The sequence below is a fragment of the Citrobacter sp. wls829 genome (assembly GCF_005280825.1).
Classification (GTDB): Bacteria; Pseudomonadota; Gammaproteobacteria; order Enterobacterales; family Enterobacteriaceae; genus Citrobacter; species Citrobacter gillenii.
The window spans coordinates 1-15,411 of sequence record NZ_SZWP01000030.1; the positions used below are offsets into that span (position 1 = coordinate 1).

At 48.4% G+C, this 15,411-nt stretch carries 15 protein-coding genes; 10 read left to right on the forward strand and 5 right to left on the reverse strand.

Annotated elements, in window-relative coordinates; all coding sequences use genetic code 11:
- The 3 genes from FDW88_RS03925 to FDW88_RS03935 form a co-directional block, all read left to right on the forward strand.
- A partial coding sequence (locus FDW88_RS03925; protein ID WP_137362060.1) for an integrase core domain-containing protein occupies positions 1–183 on the forward strand: 183 nt, incomplete at its 5' end.
- A 308-nt stretch (positions 184–491) separates the two neighbouring features.
- Positions 492–947, forward strand: coding sequence for an STM2901 family protein (locus FDW88_RS03930; RefSeq protein WP_137362061.1), 456 nt, complete (start codon positions 492–494; stop codon positions 945–947).
- Positions 941–1,273 (forward strand): DUF1493 family protein, encoded by a 333-nt coding sequence (locus FDW88_RS03935; protein ID WP_137362062.1) that lies wholly within the window; start codon positions 941–943, stop codon positions 1,271–1,273. Before FDW88_RS03930 ends, FDW88_RS03935 begins: the two co-directional genes overlap by 7 nt.
- Positions 1,274–1,411: 138 nt before the next feature.
- On the opposite strand, the gene FDW88_RS03940 is transcribed toward FDW88_RS03935, so the two are convergent.
- The 4 genes from FDW88_RS03940 to symE form a co-directional block, all read right to left on the reverse strand.
- Positions 1,412–1,891 (reverse strand): type VI secretion system tube protein TssD, encoded by a 480-nt coding sequence (locus tag FDW88_RS03940; protein ID WP_137362063.1) that lies wholly within the window; start codon positions 1,889–1,891, stop codon positions 1,412–1,414.
- A 2-nt stretch (positions 1,892–1,893) separates the two neighbouring features.
- Positions 1,894–2,241, reverse strand: coding sequence for a hypothetical protein (locus tag FDW88_RS03945; protein ID WP_137362064.1), 348 nt, complete (start codon positions 2,239–2,241; stop codon positions 1,894–1,896).
- A 1-nt stretch (position 2,242) separates the two neighbouring features.
- A complete protein-coding gene (locus tag FDW88_RS03950; protein ID WP_137362065.1) occupies positions 2,243–2,917 on the reverse strand; it encodes a hypothetical protein in 675 nt (224 codons plus the stop codon).
- A gap of 238 nt (positions 2,918–3,155) precedes the next feature.
- A complete protein-coding gene (symE, locus tag FDW88_RS03955) occupies positions 3,156–3,518 on the reverse strand; it encodes an endoribonuclease SymE (RefSeq protein WP_096758453.1) in 363 nt (120 codons plus the stop codon).
- A 780-nt stretch (positions 3,519–4,298) separates the two neighbouring features.
- Between symE and FDW88_RS03965 the strand changes: the two genes are divergently transcribed.
- Both FDW88_RS03965 and FDW88_RS03970 read left to right on the forward strand, forming a co-directional pair.
- Positions 4,299–5,669: a tyrosine phenol-lyase gene (locus tag FDW88_RS03965; RefSeq protein WP_096758452.1), complete on the forward strand. Its 1,371-nt coding sequence runs from the start codon at positions 4,299–4,301 to the stop codon at positions 5,667–5,669.
- 189 nt (positions 5,670–5,858) lie between these two features.
- Positions 5,859–7,124, forward strand: coding sequence for an aromatic amino acid transporter (locus FDW88_RS03970; RefSeq protein WP_096758451.1), 1,266 nt, complete (start codon positions 5,859–5,861; stop codon positions 7,122–7,124).
- A gap of 472 nt (positions 7,125–7,596) precedes the next feature.
- Here FDW88_RS03970 and FDW88_RS03975 read toward each other — a convergent pair whose 3' ends face one another.
- Positions 7,597–9,150, reverse strand: a complete 1,554-nt coding sequence (locus tag FDW88_RS03975; RefSeq protein ID WP_096758450.1) for an L-lactate permease — start codon at positions 9,148–9,150, stop codon at positions 7,597–7,599.
- A 432-nt stretch (positions 9,151–9,582) separates the two neighbouring features.
- Here FDW88_RS03975 and dld point away from each other — a divergent pair, with 432 nt between their 5' ends.
- The 5 genes from dld to FDW88_RS04000 all read left to right on the forward strand — a co-directional run bounded on the left by dld (position 9,583) and on the right by FDW88_RS04000 (position 15,172).
- Complete coding sequence (dld, locus tag FDW88_RS03980; RefSeq protein ID WP_137362067.1) at positions 9,583–11,280, forward strand: D-lactate dehydrogenase; 1,698 nt, start codon at positions 9,583–9,585, stop codon at positions 11,278–11,280.
- Between the two features lie 130 nt (positions 11,281–11,410).
- On the forward strand, positions 11,411–12,130 hold the full coding sequence (locus FDW88_RS03985; RefSeq protein ID WP_064186363.1) for a (Fe-S)-binding protein: 720 nt from the start codon (positions 11,411–11,413) through the stop codon (positions 12,128–12,130).
- 10 nt (positions 12,131–12,140) lie between these two features.
- Entirely contained in the window at positions 12,141–13,568 is a 1,428-nt protein-coding gene (locus tag FDW88_RS03990) for a LutB/LldF family L-lactate oxidation iron-sulfur protein (RefSeq protein WP_117342377.1), read from the forward strand.
- Positions 13,561–14,256: a lactate utilization protein C gene (locus FDW88_RS03995; RefSeq protein ID WP_117342376.1), complete on the forward strand. Its 696-nt coding sequence runs from the start codon at positions 13,561–13,563 to the stop codon at positions 14,254–14,256. The genes FDW88_RS03990 and FDW88_RS03995 overlap by 8 nt, the downstream gene beginning before the upstream one ends.
- 715 nt (positions 14,257–14,971) lie before the next feature.
- Positions 14,972–15,172: a hypothetical protein gene (locus FDW88_RS04000; protein ID WP_096758446.1), complete on the forward strand. Its 201-nt coding sequence runs from the start codon at positions 14,972–14,974 to the stop codon at positions 15,170–15,172.
- Positions 15,173–15,411: the final 239 nt, after the last annotated feature.

Here is a 15,411-nt window from a genome sequence, read left to right on the forward strand (position 1 = left end):
AATGCCTATATTGAGCGATATAACCGGACGGTGCGTTATGACTGGCTGGGCCAGCACCTGTTTAACTCACTGGACGAATTGCAGGGCTATGCCATGCAGTGGCAATGGTTTTATAATCACGAACGTCCGAATATGGCACTGAATGGCTTCACGCCGATGCAGTATATTCAACGCAAGACCTGATTCTACTTATCACCTCCGTTAAAAATGGGGGATTACCACATAACTGCTAAGAATTTTCTTTATTATCGGAATGGTAAGCTTATTCATATTACACTGTCTCAGTATTTTTATTTATATTACTGTTATGAATGTCTTCCTTGCCAGATATTACACTTAATTACTATATTACTGTCGTCTGTTATCTTACTACCAGCGACATGAATTTTATTTTATCTGAAAATAGAACTTTTATGGTAGTCATCCTTATTCTTCGTGATTTCTCAGGAGTACGATAAGCAAGCTAATCATTGAGGGAAGAAGGGGTACTGATGGACACAGTAAAGGAACTCAACGGAACATACTTTTATGCCGGTCGCTCTAACCTTACCGCGTCTGAATTGTTTTTCATGATTTTCTGCGAAACCACAGCAGATCACTTTGGGGTTGATGTGTTAGCAATGGTTGCACTTTACAGCGGCGTTAACAATCAGAAAACGAGAGCCAAGCCTAAAGGGGCAAAGGAAGGTACGTCACGGATTTCTAAAGCAATGCGGAGGTATTTTAAAACTGCCAAATTTCCTTTTGGCATAAAATTACCAACCTGGGTTGGCGGCTATACTCCCTGGACGGCAAAACGACGAATGGTTACGAAAATAAGTACATTCGTAGGTCGGACGATTCCCCTAATAGGGGCGGTGATTTTATTCGCTGATGTTTCGATAATCACTTACTGCTCAATACGCGATTACAATCGTATAGCGCGGGGTAATGATAAGTTATGGTAGATGATATTGAGCAACGTGTTTTTGCACTGGTAAGACGCTACAACGGTGTTTATTTATTCAATAATGAAAAGAAGCAAAGCTTGCTAACGATGGACAGTGATTTTGACACTGACATGCAGTTTGATGTTAGTGAAGCAGAAGAGCTAATGGATGAGTTCTTTGAAGAATTTCAGGTCGCCAGAGGGAATTTTAAGATTGAAACTTACTATCCTGTTGAGCCTTTCTCATGGAATCCCTTCAAGAAGTTACGACCTGTTCCTGTGCCTGACTTCACTATCGGGATGTTGATTGCATCGGCAAGAGCTGGGAAATGGTTATACAGTTAATAATGGCTGTATCAGTTTACTAAAAGTTATTAGGTTTATCTCGTTGTTTATTAAAGAGGGATTGCCTCGTTTGTCCACGGGATGTACGCTTTCATCACCAGCACATTCTTTATGTGCTGGTGAGATATTCAATGGCAGTCAAATAATTACTCTGTGATTCCAGACATCTTTATAAATGATATTCCCATCGCAGTGCTTCCAGGTAATAGCTTCATATCTTAGCTGAATAGTTTCATTGTGGGTTCCTGTTCCCGAGCCGGGGAATAAATTTGGTGTGATGCCAGTCACTTTTACATTTTCTAAAATGATATTAAAGTATTCACTTTCAATACCAATCTCAAGAATTTGATACATTTTTATTGCGGCTGACTTTAATGTCTGGCCTTCGCTCAACGCTTTATACAAAAGAGGAGTTGTTTTATCAAACTCCTTCTGTATTGTAATCGGCGCGTGCACACGAGTTCCTGTCAGTCTGCCAGTATTACCATCTACAGGGACAGAAAGGTGATGAGTGACTGCTTTCAGTTCAATAGCACCAATGCGTCCAGCAACTTGTGAACTTCCCATTATAGGGGAGCCATTTACATCGGTTAACCACAGATAGGCTGGGTTTGACATGATTAGTCCTTATCTATATTTATATGAGAAGGGAAATAAAGCATGATGATAATCCAAATGAACGTTCCAATGATTTTTATGGGCCAGGGGTCAAGAAAAGAGAAACAGGCGAAGACTCCTGTGACTAGCAATGGCCCAGATAATAGCTTAAGTACTCCATCCAACAGGCGTATCTTTATTGGTAAGAGCCTATTGACTATAAAGGCGATGATATAAGAGCTTCCAACGATGATAATAATGGCAATAATTTTATCCTGCCATGAATTGAACTCCAGAATAGAAATTAAACATAAGCTGGAAATATAACCACAAAATAATAAATTTATTATTGGAGTGATAAGTTTTTTCATTTTACCAGTCCTTATCCTTACTGTTTAAGTGCTCTCCCACTAAATCAATTATTTTTATAAAAACAGGCTTGCCTTCTGTATATCCAGCATGTATGGCATCAACAAAAGGTTGTACTGCATCAATGAAAAGAAAATAAAGAAGATCGTAGTCATGAGGTCTTAATAATTCGTATATCTCGGGTGCATCTGTACTGAGGTCATCCGATGTCCTGATAGAACGTTCGGTCATGCCTCCCAATAAAAGAAAGGTGCTTAACAGTGTTATCGGATTACCTTTACCCTTAAAGACAACATAAGTGAAAGATGTTTTTTCGATAACGGCTTTAGCAATGTTTGAGGCGATTGTATTTGCAATAACCCTTCCTGCTATAGATGTAATAACGACTCTGTATATTTTATCTTGTGCCTTTTCGGATAAGAAGTTGTTAAAAAACTGAAAAATGCGAGAAACAGCATTGACGATATTCTCATAATTGAGAATGTCGTTTTTTATGGCTGTCATGATGCGAATACGTTCTGTTTCTCGTTTAAATCTGCTGTCTGTGTCAAAAATACCGTAAACCATATACCCATAATCTAGAGGAACAGATAAGCCACCATTAATAAGTCCTGTGACTGTATCAGGTGAAATGATAATGTTATAGATCCTTCGCGCAATACCTTCTATATCAGCCATAGCAATCCTTTAATAAATTAAGATGGCTTAAAATGAGAGTATGTAAATAGCAGAAATCGGTGGTAAAATATTTGACCTAAGTAACACTTTCTCAAGTGGTATATATGAGTATTGATATGGGTTATTAATTAGAAATGTTGATTCTTAAATTAAATGTTCTGGTGGTGATATACAAATATCACATAAAAATTCGTCACCAATAAAGGCGCCTGCAGGCGCCCCAAGGACAATCATACTTTCACCCCTTCGACGCTTTCCCCGCAATTACCGCGATAAACTCCAGCACCTGCTTTTGTTTGCGCGCCGACAGCTTTTCCACTTTGCGCAGCGACGTCATCAGCGCTGACTCTTCGGGTTGGGGCGTTTGGGCGGTGAGCACGATACAGCCTTCCATCACCCGTACTTTTACGTCGGTGCCGGTGTCGAATCCGGCGGCTTTTAACCACATCCCCTTCATCACGATGGACGGAAAGCGAACGTACTTCACCGGAATACGGCTGTAATCGGGATAACGACTCGCATATCCCACCTTCAAATGGCGGTTATCGGCGGCGTGGACTTCTGGATCAAACGAAACTGCAATACAATGCGTATCAGTCATGATGGCTATTCTCGTGAAATAGTTACTGTGATTAGCGATGCGGAGGTGTTGGTAGCACCTTCGCGTCGCGCTAATAAAACCCCTGTAAATTACGCCAGTAGAATGGGGGAAGTCCAGATGTAAATATAATGAAATAAGCGCGATTAGCGTGCTATTCGGAATAAACAGAACATCTCCCTGCGCCAACAAAACCAGTATTATTCAGCGTATAAATTCATTCTCATTCCATCCGTCAAAGACCGATTATTTCCAGAAAATATCATGGCCCTGAGTCGGGCTAAAAATGCGATCTAAATCACTGAAACAAATAGCAAACTCTGAAACTACACCGGTTTGTACACTTTGGTTTACACTTTTAGTGATATGAATCACAAATATAACCCCGTGAAGTGATCCGACTCTCACAAAATGGCGTGTACTTATTCACCCGTAGATTGTGAGAACAGCGTGGAAAGTTAAGTTTTCAGTATTTCCACTTTCCACAGACACACAACGGCAAACAGCAAATCAATACGCAGAAAAAAACTTGTTGAATATGAACGGGTAAAAAAAAGACGTGTGATTTGCATCACTCACATTTACAGCTTTTTAAATTATTGGCAGTGATTAATGTTGACTGGGCTATTTCCATAATCAATCAAATCTTGCATAGTGCTTCCACATTATTTCCCCCCCTGTATCAGGCGGAGAATAGTAATATTTCATCAGCCTCTGTTGATGAACTCGATATGATTTACTTCACATTAATACGTACACGACCACTGTTACTGGAGAAACAACATGAATTATCCGGCAGAACCCTTCCGTATTAAAAGCGTTGAAACTGTATCTATGATCCCGCGTAATGAACGCCTGATAAAAATGCAAGAAGCGGGTTACAATACTTTCCTGTTAAATTCGAAAGATATTTATATTGACCTGCTGACAGACAGCGGCACTAACGCGATGAGCGACAAGCAGTGGGCCGGAATGATGATGGGTGATGAAGCGTACGCGGGCAGCGAAAACTTCTATCATCTGGAAAGAACCGTGCAGGAACTGTTTGGCTTTAAACATATTGTTCCGACTCACCAGGGACGCGGTGCAGAAAACCTGTTATCGCAGCTGGCCATTAAGCCGGGGCAATATGTTGCCGGAAATATGTATTTCACCACCACGCGTTATCACCAGGAAAAAAACGGTGCCATCTTCGTGGATATCGTGCGTGACGAAGCACACGATGCTGGTCTGAATATTGCTTTTAAAGGTGATATTGATCTTAAAAAATTACAAAAGCTGATTGATGAAAAAGGCGCAGAGAATATTGCGTATATCTGCCTGGCGGTGACGGTTAACCTCGCGGGCGGGCAGCCGGTCTCGATGGCTAACATGCGTGCGGTGCGCGAGCTGACGGAAGCTCACGGCATTAAAGTGTTCTACGATGCCACCCGCTGCGTAGAAAACGCCTACTTTATCAAAGAGCAAGAGCAGGGCTTTGAGGACAAGAGCATCGCCGCGATCGTCCATGAAATGTTCAGCTATGCCGACGGTTGTACCATGAGTGGTAAAAAAGACTGTCTGGTGAACATCGGCGGCTTCCTGTGCATGAACGACGACGAAATGTTCTCTTCTGCCAAAGAGTTAGTGGTGGTCTATGAAGGCATGCCATCCTACGGTGGTCTGGCCGGACGCGACATGGAAGCGATGGCGATTGGCCTGCGCGAAGCCATGCAGTATGAGTACATCGAGCACCGCGTGAAGCAAGTTCGCTACCTCGGCGACAAGCTAAAAGCTGCCGGTGTGCCGATTGTTGAGCCAGTGGGCGGACACGCGGTATTCCTCGATGCGCGTCGCTTCTGCGAACATCTGACCCAGGACGAGTTCCCGGCGCAGAGTCTGGCAGCCAGCATTTATGTCGAGACCGGCGTGCGCAGTATGGAGCGCGGTATTATCTCTGCGGGCCGTAATAATGCCACCGGTGAGCACCACAGACCAAAACTCGAAACAGTACGCCTGACTATTCCACGCCGCGTGTATACCTATGCGCATATGGATGTGGTGGCAGACGGCATCATTAAACTTTACCAGCATAAAGAAGATATTCGCGGGTTGAAGTTTATTTACGAGCCTAAGCAGTTGCGCTTCTTTACCGCACGCTTTGACTATATTTAAATGTTATTCAGGCCCCATCTTGTGATGGGGCTTTTTTGTATTCCTTTTCCATGAACAGGAAGCCTTTGCGGTGCCCATTACCGCAATATAACGAAAAAATTGCAAACCCTGACTCCGACATTTTTATTATCCGCATGATGTACAAATGACAGCTGTAATTATAACGAATAGTCTACAGGAACATTTATCATGGATATTAATGCCATTGAGCGACAGAGTAGTACCCCCGGACTGATTAGCGGAACCATGTTGGTTATCGCAACCGTCGTGGGCGGTGGAATGTTTTCCCTGCCGATTGCGATGGCCGGCGTATGGTTTCCCGGCGCCTCTGTCATTCTGCTTTTTGTTGCCATCATGATGTTATTAACCGGCCTGATGCTGGTTGAAGTTAACCTGCATTACGGCGCAGGTGCCAGTTTTAATACCTTTACTCAGGATTTATTAGGCCAGAAGTGGAATATCGTGGTCGGTATCGCGTTTGGCTTTGTGCTGTATATTCTGACCTATGCCTATATCTCCGGGTCATCGGCGGTGATGGCGCAAACTGTGTTCAAATACAGCGGCGTGCGCTTTCCGGCGAATGTCTCGGTGGTGATTGTCAGTATGCTGGTCGGGGCGATTGCCTGGTACAGTTCGCTGCTGGTCGGACGCATCACCACTATTTTGATCATCGGTAAGTTTATCGCGTTCTTTGCCACATTCTCCGGGCTGGTCGGCCATATTGAAGTGGCGAAACTGGTCGATAGCGTAGCGGTGGCGATCCCAGGGTCGCAGTACCTGCCGTACATCCTGATGACGCTGCCGTTCTGTATTATCTCATTTGGTTTTCATGGCAACGTGCCGAGCCTGGTCAAACTGTACGGTAAGAGTGGGATCCCGCATATTACGCGTTCGATAATCATCGGCACGCTGTTTGCTCTGCTGCTGTATGTCTTCTGGCTGGGCGTGACGATGGGCAACATCAGCCGTTCGGAATTCCCGCCGATTATCGCTAAAGGCGGCAATATCGATGTGTTTGTCGAGGCCATCAGCGGGCTGTTTACCAGCCGCTATATGGATCTGATCCTGACCTTCTTCGGCAACTTTGCGGTAGCCAGTTCCCTGCTGGCGGCAACCCTCGGCCTGTTTGACTATATCGCTGACCTGTTTCACTTCCCGGATAACGGCGTCGGTCGTCTGAAAACTGCGCTGGTAACCTACTTCCCACCGGCTGCTGTGTGCTTTTTCTTCCCGAATGGTTTTGTCCACGCGATTGGCTATGCCGGTCTGGCCTTCACCATCTGGAGCGTGATCCTGCCACCGTTCCTGGTAAAAGCGGCGCGTAAGCGTTTCCCTACGGCCAGCTACACTGCACCCTGCAATAACACGGTGCTTAACCTGGTGATCGTCTGCGGGGCGGTTGTCTATCTGACGGTGGTGCTGGACGTGTTTGGCCTGCTGCCTACGTTCCGGTAACGGGAGGCGCTATGTTTTTGACATTGCTACGGTTTCAGCATCCGCTGATTTATCGCTTTGCGTGGCTGCGTTTACGGGTGGTGGTGTTAAGAACGTGCGGAATGCGTAAGAGAAAGGGGTGAGTGTTTTACTCTGCTGTAGCAGCCGGATGCGGCGCTTGCGCCTTATCCGGCCTACAAATGTGCGTGAAACGTAGGCCTGATAAGCGAAGCGCCATCAGGCATAAGTGCCAGGCATTACACGCGGAAGTAGCGTGGTGGGATCAACGCAGAAAAGGCGTCGAACTTCTTCACCATCTTTTTCCAGAACAACATAACAACAATCCTCTCTTTGAAATATCGGCGCTATTTTAGTCAGCGCCGACAAATCGTAAAGCCAGCCGCGGCGTTCTCCTGACCGGGTGGCTGTAAACCTTTTTGTTCACTGTCTTGTCAAACACGCTTGCCAGAATATGGCTGGGGTTGACAATGCGTTACGCCATAAACCAGTAGTAAAAGAGGCCGACCTTTAAGCCGAGGATCACGATGTAGGCGCAGCAGTATTTCATGGTGCCAGACATAATCTGGTTCGCCTGGCCTTCCATTTTGGTGGCGGAAACCGCAATGGCGATGCTCTGCGGGGAGATCATTTTCCCGCCCGTCGCGCCGGAGGTGTTGGCCGCCGCCAGCCAGTTAGGATCAATATTCAACTTGCTGGCAGCAATGGTTTGCAGTTTACCAAACAGAATATTCGAGTTGGTGTCGCTGCCGGTGACAAACGTACCCAGCGCGCCAATAACCGGGGCGAGAAAGACATACGAGCCGCCGGTCAGGTCAACAATCGACTGAGCCAGCGTGGCGATAATACCGCTGAGATCCATCACCGTGGCCAGCGCAACAATCGCCATAATGGCGACGATCGAGTTCTTCAACTGGAAAATGGTTTTGACAAACACTTCCAGCATCCCGCGCGCCGAAGCCCCCTGGATAAAACCGCCGATCAGGGTCGCAAAGATGATCAGCATCCCCGGCGTGGTGACCCACTCGATTTTCAGCGCCAGCGTTTTACCGTCGGCGAGGGTGAAATGCAGCACCGAAGCCAGCTGTGATGCTGCCGCTTTTACCGCCGGGAACAGCGGCGAGCACAGCAGAATAAAGATAAAAATAAACAGGTAGATGGAGCCGACCCGGAATAGCACCTTCGCCGAGCGCGGTGTGGTTTCCCGGGTATGGCTGGTTTCAATGCGCCATTCGGGGGCGGTTTTGCCGTTGCGCAGGCGACCAAGAATGGCGACGGCAAACAGGCTGACCAGGCTGCCGGCAAATGCAGGGAGTTCTGCGCCAAGGTGGATAGCGACAAAATACTGCGGCACCAGCGTGGTAATACCGCAAATTAGTGTGATGAAGAACACGCCGCGAATCGCCTTCAGGCCACCGCCGATAATACAAATAATCACAAACGGCAGCAGAATATTAAACAGCGCCAGCTGCATAATAATGGTTCCGCCGAGGGTGAAAACCGGCAGGTTAACCTGTTCAGCGAGAATTGAAACCGGAATACCCACCGCGCCGAATGCCGTCGGCACGGTATTGGCGACGAGTGAGGCGATGGCCGCTTTGAGCGGATTGAATCCCAGTGCGATCAGGATGCCGATAGGAATGGCAACCGCGGTGCCGTAGCCAGCGGCGGCCTCAAGAAATCCGCCAAAACACCACGAAATAAGCAGTACCTGGATGCGTTTATCTTCACTAATACTGGCGAGAATATCGCGCAGAATATCCAGCGCTTTGGTGGCCTGCATCACGTTATAACTGAATATCGCACCGAGGATCACAATCACAATCGGCCATAACCCTTTGAGGGCACCATAGCCCACGGAGGCTTTCAGATTCTGTAACGGCATATCCCAGAATATCGCCGACAGCGCGATGGTAAAGGCCAGCGTAATCAAGACTGAATAATGAATCGGCATTTTTAATTTTAGTATTAAAAATACCATAAGCAGCAAAGGAGAGAGGGCTAAAACAAACATAATATATTCGTTCATTACTATTCCTGATGGGTTTATTAAACCTTATTTGTATTTATGGCGGGAAACTTACATGGCTGGATAAATAAAATATGCAAACTGAATCGCTTCAGTGGATAAAGTAATTATGATTAATGGTTTTGTAACTATTGTAAGCTTTTAATTGAGAGATAATGCTCTGTAAATATCTTTGGGCGCAAAATGGGTACCTATAAATAGTTATATAATGGTCTATGTAATAATGATAGAGACGGGCGGGTAAGTCGTTTTAAACGGTTTTTTGATTTCTGATAATTGTGGTTTTCAATATAAAAATGTGAGCGAGGCCGAAAGAAATAAACCAGGGTATTGCATGTAAGTAATGATTGGGGGATTATTTTGTTTTGTCATACAAATGAATCTATCGCCATTTTCGATTGCCCTGATATAAGGAGCGGAGAGCCGCCCTCCATGAAAAACACTGATAATAAATCCTTTTTGACTGCACTTACCCAACGGGTTGGCCCCGCCTACGTCCTTACCGATCCGTCCAAAACGGCGCGTTATCGCAAGGGCTTCCGCTCGGGTCAGGGCGAGGCGCTGGCGGTGGTGATCCCCGGCTCTCTGCTTGAACTGTGGCAGGTGCTCAAGGCCTGCGTGGAGGCCGATAAAATCATTCTGATGCAGGCCTCAAATACCGGCCTGACGGAAGGCTCCACGCCGAACGGCAAGGGCTACGATCGCGACATCGTTATCATCAGCACGCTGCGCCTCGACAGTCTGCATGTGCTGGATGAGGGCAAGCAGGTGCTGGCGTATCCGGGTACCACGCTGTATTCGCTGGAGAAGGCGCTGAAGCCGTTTGGCCGCGAGCCGCATTCGGTGATTGGCTCCTCCTGCATTGGTGCGTCGGTGATTGGCGGTATCTGTAATAACTCCGGCGGTGCATTGGTTCAGCGTGGCCCGGCGTACACCGAGATGTCACTGTTTGCCCGCGTGGATGAACAGGGACAGCTACAACTGGTCAATCATCTGGGCATCGAACTGGGCGAGACGCCGGAACAGATCCTCGCCCGCCTGGATAACAACGCGATTGCGCGTGCTGACGTCAGTCATGACGGGCGTCACGCGCACGACCACGACTACGTGACCCGCGTCAGAGACGTTGATGCCGACACCCCGGCGCGCTACAACGCCGACCCGGACCGCCTGTTCGAATCCTCAGGCTGCGCGGGGAAACTGGCGGTGTTTGCCGTGCGTCTGGACACCTTTGAAGCTGAGAAGAATCAGCAGGTGTTCTACATTGGTACCAATCAGACCTCGGTGTTGACGGACATACGCCGCCATATGCTGGCGACGTTTACACACTTACCGGTCGCCGGTGAGTATATGCATCGTGATATCTATGATGTTGCAGAGAAATACAGCAAAGACACCTTCCTGATGATCGACAAACTCGGCACCGACAAAATGCCGTTTTTCTTTAATCTGAAGGGGCGCACCGAGGCCATGCTGGAGAAGGTGAAGATATTCCGCCCGCACTTTACCGACCGCGCAATGCAGACATTCAGTCATTTTTTCCCGAGCCATCTCCCGCCACGCATGAAAACCTGGCGTGACAACTACGAGCATCATCTGATGCTGAAAATGGCAGGGGACGGCATCGGCGAAGCGCAGGCATGGTTAACCGAGTACTTTAAAACGGCAGACGGAGATTTCTTTGCCTGTACCCCGGAAGAGGGCAGCAAGGCGTTTCTGCACCGCTTTGCTGCAGCGGGAGCCGCCATTCGCTATCAGGCCGTTCATTCTGATGAGGTTGAGGATATTCTTGCGCTGGATATTGCGCTACGCCGCAATGATACCGAGTGGTATGAACATCTGCCGGCTGAAATTGACAGTCAGCTGGTGCATAAACTTTATTATGGCCACTTTATGTGCCATGTGTTCCATCAGGATTATATCGTTAAAAAAGGCGTTGATGCGCACGCGTTAAAAGAACAGATGCTCGAACTGTTGCGCCAACGCGGGGCGCAATATCCGGCAGAACATAATGTTGGCCACCTTTACAAAGCGCCTGAAAATATGGCGCGGTTTTATCAGGAAAATGACCCGACCAACAGCATGAACCCGGGCATTGGTAAAACCAGTAAACGTAAAAACTGGGCCTGACGAAAAGACAATAAAACAGTAGAGGTCAGGTATCACCGTTTTATTAATGGCCAGTTTTTATTATTGAATTATTACCGGGCGGCGATGTTCCGCCGGTTTTAAAAGGCAATGAAGCAATGGGGTATTTATTGTGAATGTAAATTTCTTTGTCACCTGTATTGGTGACGCGCTGAAATCACGGATGGCACGTGATTCCGTATTGTTGCTGGAAAAGCTCGGCTGCCGCGTTAATTTCCCCGAGAAGCAGGGGTGCTGCGGTCAGCCCGCCATTAACAGTGGCTATATCAAAGAAGCCATCCCGGGGATGAAAAACATGATCGCTGCGCTGGAGGATAATGACGATCCGATTATCTCTCCGGCAGGTTCGTGCACCTATGCGGTCAAAAGCTACCCGACGTATCTGGCCGATGAACCTGCATGGGCATTGCGTGCCGAAAAGGTTGCCGCGCGCATGCAGGATCTCACCTCTTTTATTGTCAACAAACTGGGCGTCGTGGACGTCGGTGCCAGCCTGCAGGGCAGAGCGGTTTATCACCCTTCGTGCAGCCTGACTCGCAAGCTGGGCGTGAGAGAAGAGCCGCTCACGCTGTTGAAAAACGTACGCGGTCTGGAGCTGTTAACCTTTGCCGATCAGGACACCTGCTGCGGATTTGGCGGCACTTTCTCGGTCAAAATGGCCGAAATATCCGGCGAGATGGTGAAAGAGAAAGTCCTGCATCTCATGGACGCGAAACCGGAGTATTTGATTGGTGCCGACGTTAGCTGCCTGCTGAACATTGGCGGCCGACTGCAGCGTGAAGGCCAGCCGGTCAAAGTGATGCATATTGCTGAAGTGCTGATGAGCCGCTGAGGGGAAAGAGATGTCGATAAAAACCAGCGATGTAGAGTTTAAAACGCGCATTCGCCAGCAAATTGACGATCCGATTATGCGCAAAGCCGTGGCGAACGCGCAGGGGCGCATCGGCGCGAACCGGCAAAAAATGGTCGATGAGTTAGGGCACTGGGAAGAATGGCGCGACCGTGCCAGCCAGATCCGCGACCACGTTCTGAGTAACCTCGACGCCTACCTGTATCAACTCTCCGAGAAAGTGACGGAAAACGGCGGTCAGGTGTTTTTCGCGCAGACCAAGGAAGAGGCTACCCGCTATATTTTGCAGGTCGCGAAAGCGAAAAATGCGAAGAAGGTGGTGAAGTCCAAGTCGATGGTGACCGAAGAGATCGGCGTTAACCACGTGCTGCAGGATGCCGGTATTCAGGTGATCGAAACCGATCTGGGCGAATATATTCTCCAGTTGGATCAGGATCCGCCTTCGCATGTGGTGGTCCCGGCTATCCACAAAGATCGCTATCAGATCCGTCGCGTGCTGCATGAGCAGATGGGCTATGACGGTCCGGAAACGCCGGAAGCGATGACCTTGTTCATCCGCCAGAAGATCCGCGAGGATTTCCTCAGCGCTGAAATTGGCATTACCGGCTGTAACTTCGCGGTGGCGGAGACCGGCTCGGTTTGCCTGGTCACCAACGAAGGTAACGCGCGGATGTGTACCACGTTACCGAAAACGCACATTGCGGTGATGGGCATGGAGCGTATCGCGCCGACCTTTGCCGACGTGGACGTGCTGATCACTATGCTGGCACGCAGTGCGGTGGGCGCTCGTCTGACGGGCTATAACACCTGGCTTACCGGGCCGCGCGAGGCGGATAACGTCGACGGGCCGGAAGAGTTTCACCTGGTGATTGTGGATAACGGTCGCTCGCAGGTGCTGGGTTCTGAGTTTCGCGATGTGCTGCGCTGCATCCGCTGTGGAGCCTGTATGAACACCTGCCCGGCGTATCGCCATATTGGCGGGCACGGCTACGGTTCTATTTATCCAGGGCCTATCGGGGCGGTGATCTCTCCGCTGCTCGGCGGCTATAAAGATTTTAAAGACCTGCCTTACGCCTGTTCACTGTGCACGGCCTGCGACAGCGTTTGTCCGGTGCAGATACCGCTGTCAAAACTGATCCTGCGCCATCGCCGGGTAATGGCCGAGGAAGGGATTACCCCGAAAGCGGAACGTCGGGCGATCAAAATGTTCGCTTATGCCAACAGCCATCCAGGGTTGTGGAAGGTCGGCATGATGGCCGGTGCCCACGCGGCGAGCTGGTTTATCAATGGCGGTAAAACGCCGCTCAAGGTTGGCGCGATTGGCGACTGGATGGAAGCGCGCGATCTTCCTGATGCTGACGGAGAGAGTTTCCGTAGCTGGTTTAAGAAACATCAGGCGCAGGAGAAAAAGAATGGATAACCGTACCGCGTTTTTAAACACCGTTGCCCAGGCGCTGGGCCGTCCGCTGCGGCGGGAACCGCAGGCCGAAGCCGCGCCGGTGAACAACTATGCGAACGAGCGGCTGACCGAACTCAGCCCGCAGCAGCGCTGCGACGCGTTTGTGCAGTTTGCCAGCGAGGTGATGCTGGCGCAGTGCGAACTGACCCATGAGGCGCAGGCCCCTGAGGCGGCGTTACGTTTGTGCCAACAGCTGGGGCAGCAGCCGGTGGTGGTTAGCGGCGACAGTCGGCTGGCAGAACTGGGGATAACCGAGCGTTTGCAGCGAGAGTGTAATGCTGTGGTCTGGGATCCGGTGCGTGGAGCCGAGAATATTGTTCAGGCCGAGCAGGCGAAAGTTGGCGTGGTGTATGCCGAGTATGGCCTGACGGAGTCCGGGGGCGTGGTGCTGTTTTCCGCTCCGGAGCGCGGGCGTTCAATCAGCCTGTTGCCCGAGTCCTCTATTTTCGTGCTGCGTAAAAGCAGCATCCTGCCGCGTGTGGCGCAACTGGCGCAGGTTCTGCATCAGAAAGCGCAGGCCGGTGAGCGTATGCCGTCGTGCATTAACATCATCAGCGGGCCCAGCTCAACGGCGGATATTGAGCTTATCAAAGTGGTCGGGGTGCATGGTCCGGTGAAGGCGGTGTATCTGATTATTGAAGATTGTTGAGATTCATGAATAAGACCGCTCTGGCGTTGTAGCCCAGAGCGGGATGACATTCCGCACTCTGCGGACTCTCCTTTCGCAAGGGATCGCCTGAAAATGGCGTCCTGGTCCGCGCTTTCCTCTGAGTTTTAACGTCCCTGCACCTGTTTTTTCTGCTGATAAAATCGGCGTACAACATTGTTTCCAGTCACCGCAAGTGGCGATTTTTACGCCGTTACGTGGCTGGTGAAATTGATCTAAATCAATTTAAATCGACTTATTTTTAAAAGCGAAAGAATGCAATGTTTACTAAAATTTTACCTTTCCGTGCTTATTTTTCGACAACGCAGGCGACAACGCAGTGAGAATCAACGCGATTTACGCAGCGGATAGCACCGAAAATCAACGCAAAAAGGCATATAAAAACAGGGGTTTTAGGTAAAAGTAGACATTAAACACGTTATGTAACCTATTGGCTGGAATGATGTTTTGATGGCACATTGTTAGCCACGCGGTAGACGTCTTTTTTTTAATCTAATGAGTCACAATGAATGTGCGTAAAGTAAAAATTACACATTATTCAACAATCAAGTTATCTTTCATTTGAAATAGCGTTCCACTTTTAAGTGATTTATTAACAGTTTCATTACTATTGTGCATTTTTTTTGCCGTTGACATGTTTTTACACTGGATGCATATTTCATCGCCATAAGCGTATTATTGCGTTCAGGAGATGACAATGCCTTCTCGAGATTATCCCGATAGTCGAAAAGCCAGAGGTACCCGCTCGAAAGATATGGTTCTTTTAAGTGCGCGTGTCGATACCTCTTTGTGGGAATACGTTCGCACACTGGCATTTGAAACACGAAAAAGCAAACAAGATATTATTGCTGAAGCATTAATGCTACATCGCTCTATTAATGAGAGTGACTCTCAGTAATACATGCTGTCACGCTCTATCTGGGTTTTATTTATATTCCCAATAATGATATATGCCTTGCTACGTCCTTAATAATTTTACTGGTGTGTTATTTGTTTTCCCCTTGTTCAATAGGGGGCTTTTTTATGTTGGCGCGCCGCCCGCATAACAAAGTTGATAGCAAAATTCACAATTAAAAGTGAGTAAAAAAATGAAAAAGACAGCAGTGGCATTAGGGAAGGTGCGAATAAGCAGGTCAT

Excerpts from the sequence above, each read along its gene's own strand:
- FDW88_RS03930 (WP_137362061.1), top strand. The coding sequence starts at position 492 with ATGGACACAGTAAAGGAACTCAACGGAACATACTTTTATGCCGGTCGC.
- FDW88_RS03935 (WP_137362062.1), top strand. The coding sequence starts at position 941 with ATGGTAGATGATATTGAGCAACGTGTTTTTGCACTGGTAAGACGCTAC.
- FDW88_RS03940 (WP_137362063.1), bottom strand. The coding sequence starts at position 1,891 with ATGTCAAACCCAGCCTATCTGTGGTTAACCGATGTAAATGGCTCCCCT.
- FDW88_RS03945 (WP_137362064.1), bottom strand. The coding sequence starts at position 2,241 with ATGAAAAAACTTATCACTCCAATAATAAATTTATTATTTTGTGGTTAT.
- FDW88_RS03950 (WP_137362065.1), bottom strand. The coding sequence starts at position 2,917 with ATGGCTGATATAGAAGGTATTGCGCGAAGGATCTATAACATTATCATT.
- symE (WP_096758453.1), bottom strand. The coding sequence starts at position 3,518 with ATGACTGATACGCATTGTATTGCAGTTTCGTTTGATCCAGAAGTCCAC.
- FDW88_RS03965 (WP_096758452.1), top strand. The coding sequence starts at position 4,299 with ATGAATTATCCGGCAGAACCCTTCCGTATTAAAAGCGTTGAAACTGTA.
- FDW88_RS03970 (WP_096758451.1), top strand. The coding sequence starts at position 5,859 with ATGGATATTAATGCCATTGAGCGACAGAGTAGTACCCCCGGACTGATT.
- FDW88_RS03975 (WP_096758450.1), bottom strand. The coding sequence starts at position 9,150 with ATGAACGAATATATTATGTTTGTTTTAGCCCTCTCTCCTTTGCTGCTT.
- dld (WP_137362067.1), top strand. The coding sequence starts at position 9,583 with ATGAAAAACACTGATAATAAATCCTTTTTGACTGCACTTACCCAACGG.
- FDW88_RS03990 (WP_117342377.1), top strand. The coding sequence starts at position 12,141 with ATGTCGATAAAAACCAGCGATGTAGAGTTTAAAACGCGCATTCGCCAG.
- FDW88_RS03995 (WP_117342376.1), top strand. The coding sequence starts at position 13,561 with ATGGATAACCGTACCGCGTTTTTAAACACCGTTGCCCAGGCGCTGGGC.
- FDW88_RS04000 (WP_096758446.1), top strand. The coding sequence starts at position 14,972 with ATGCCTTCTCGAGATTATCCCGATAGTCGAAAAGCCAGAGGTACCCGC.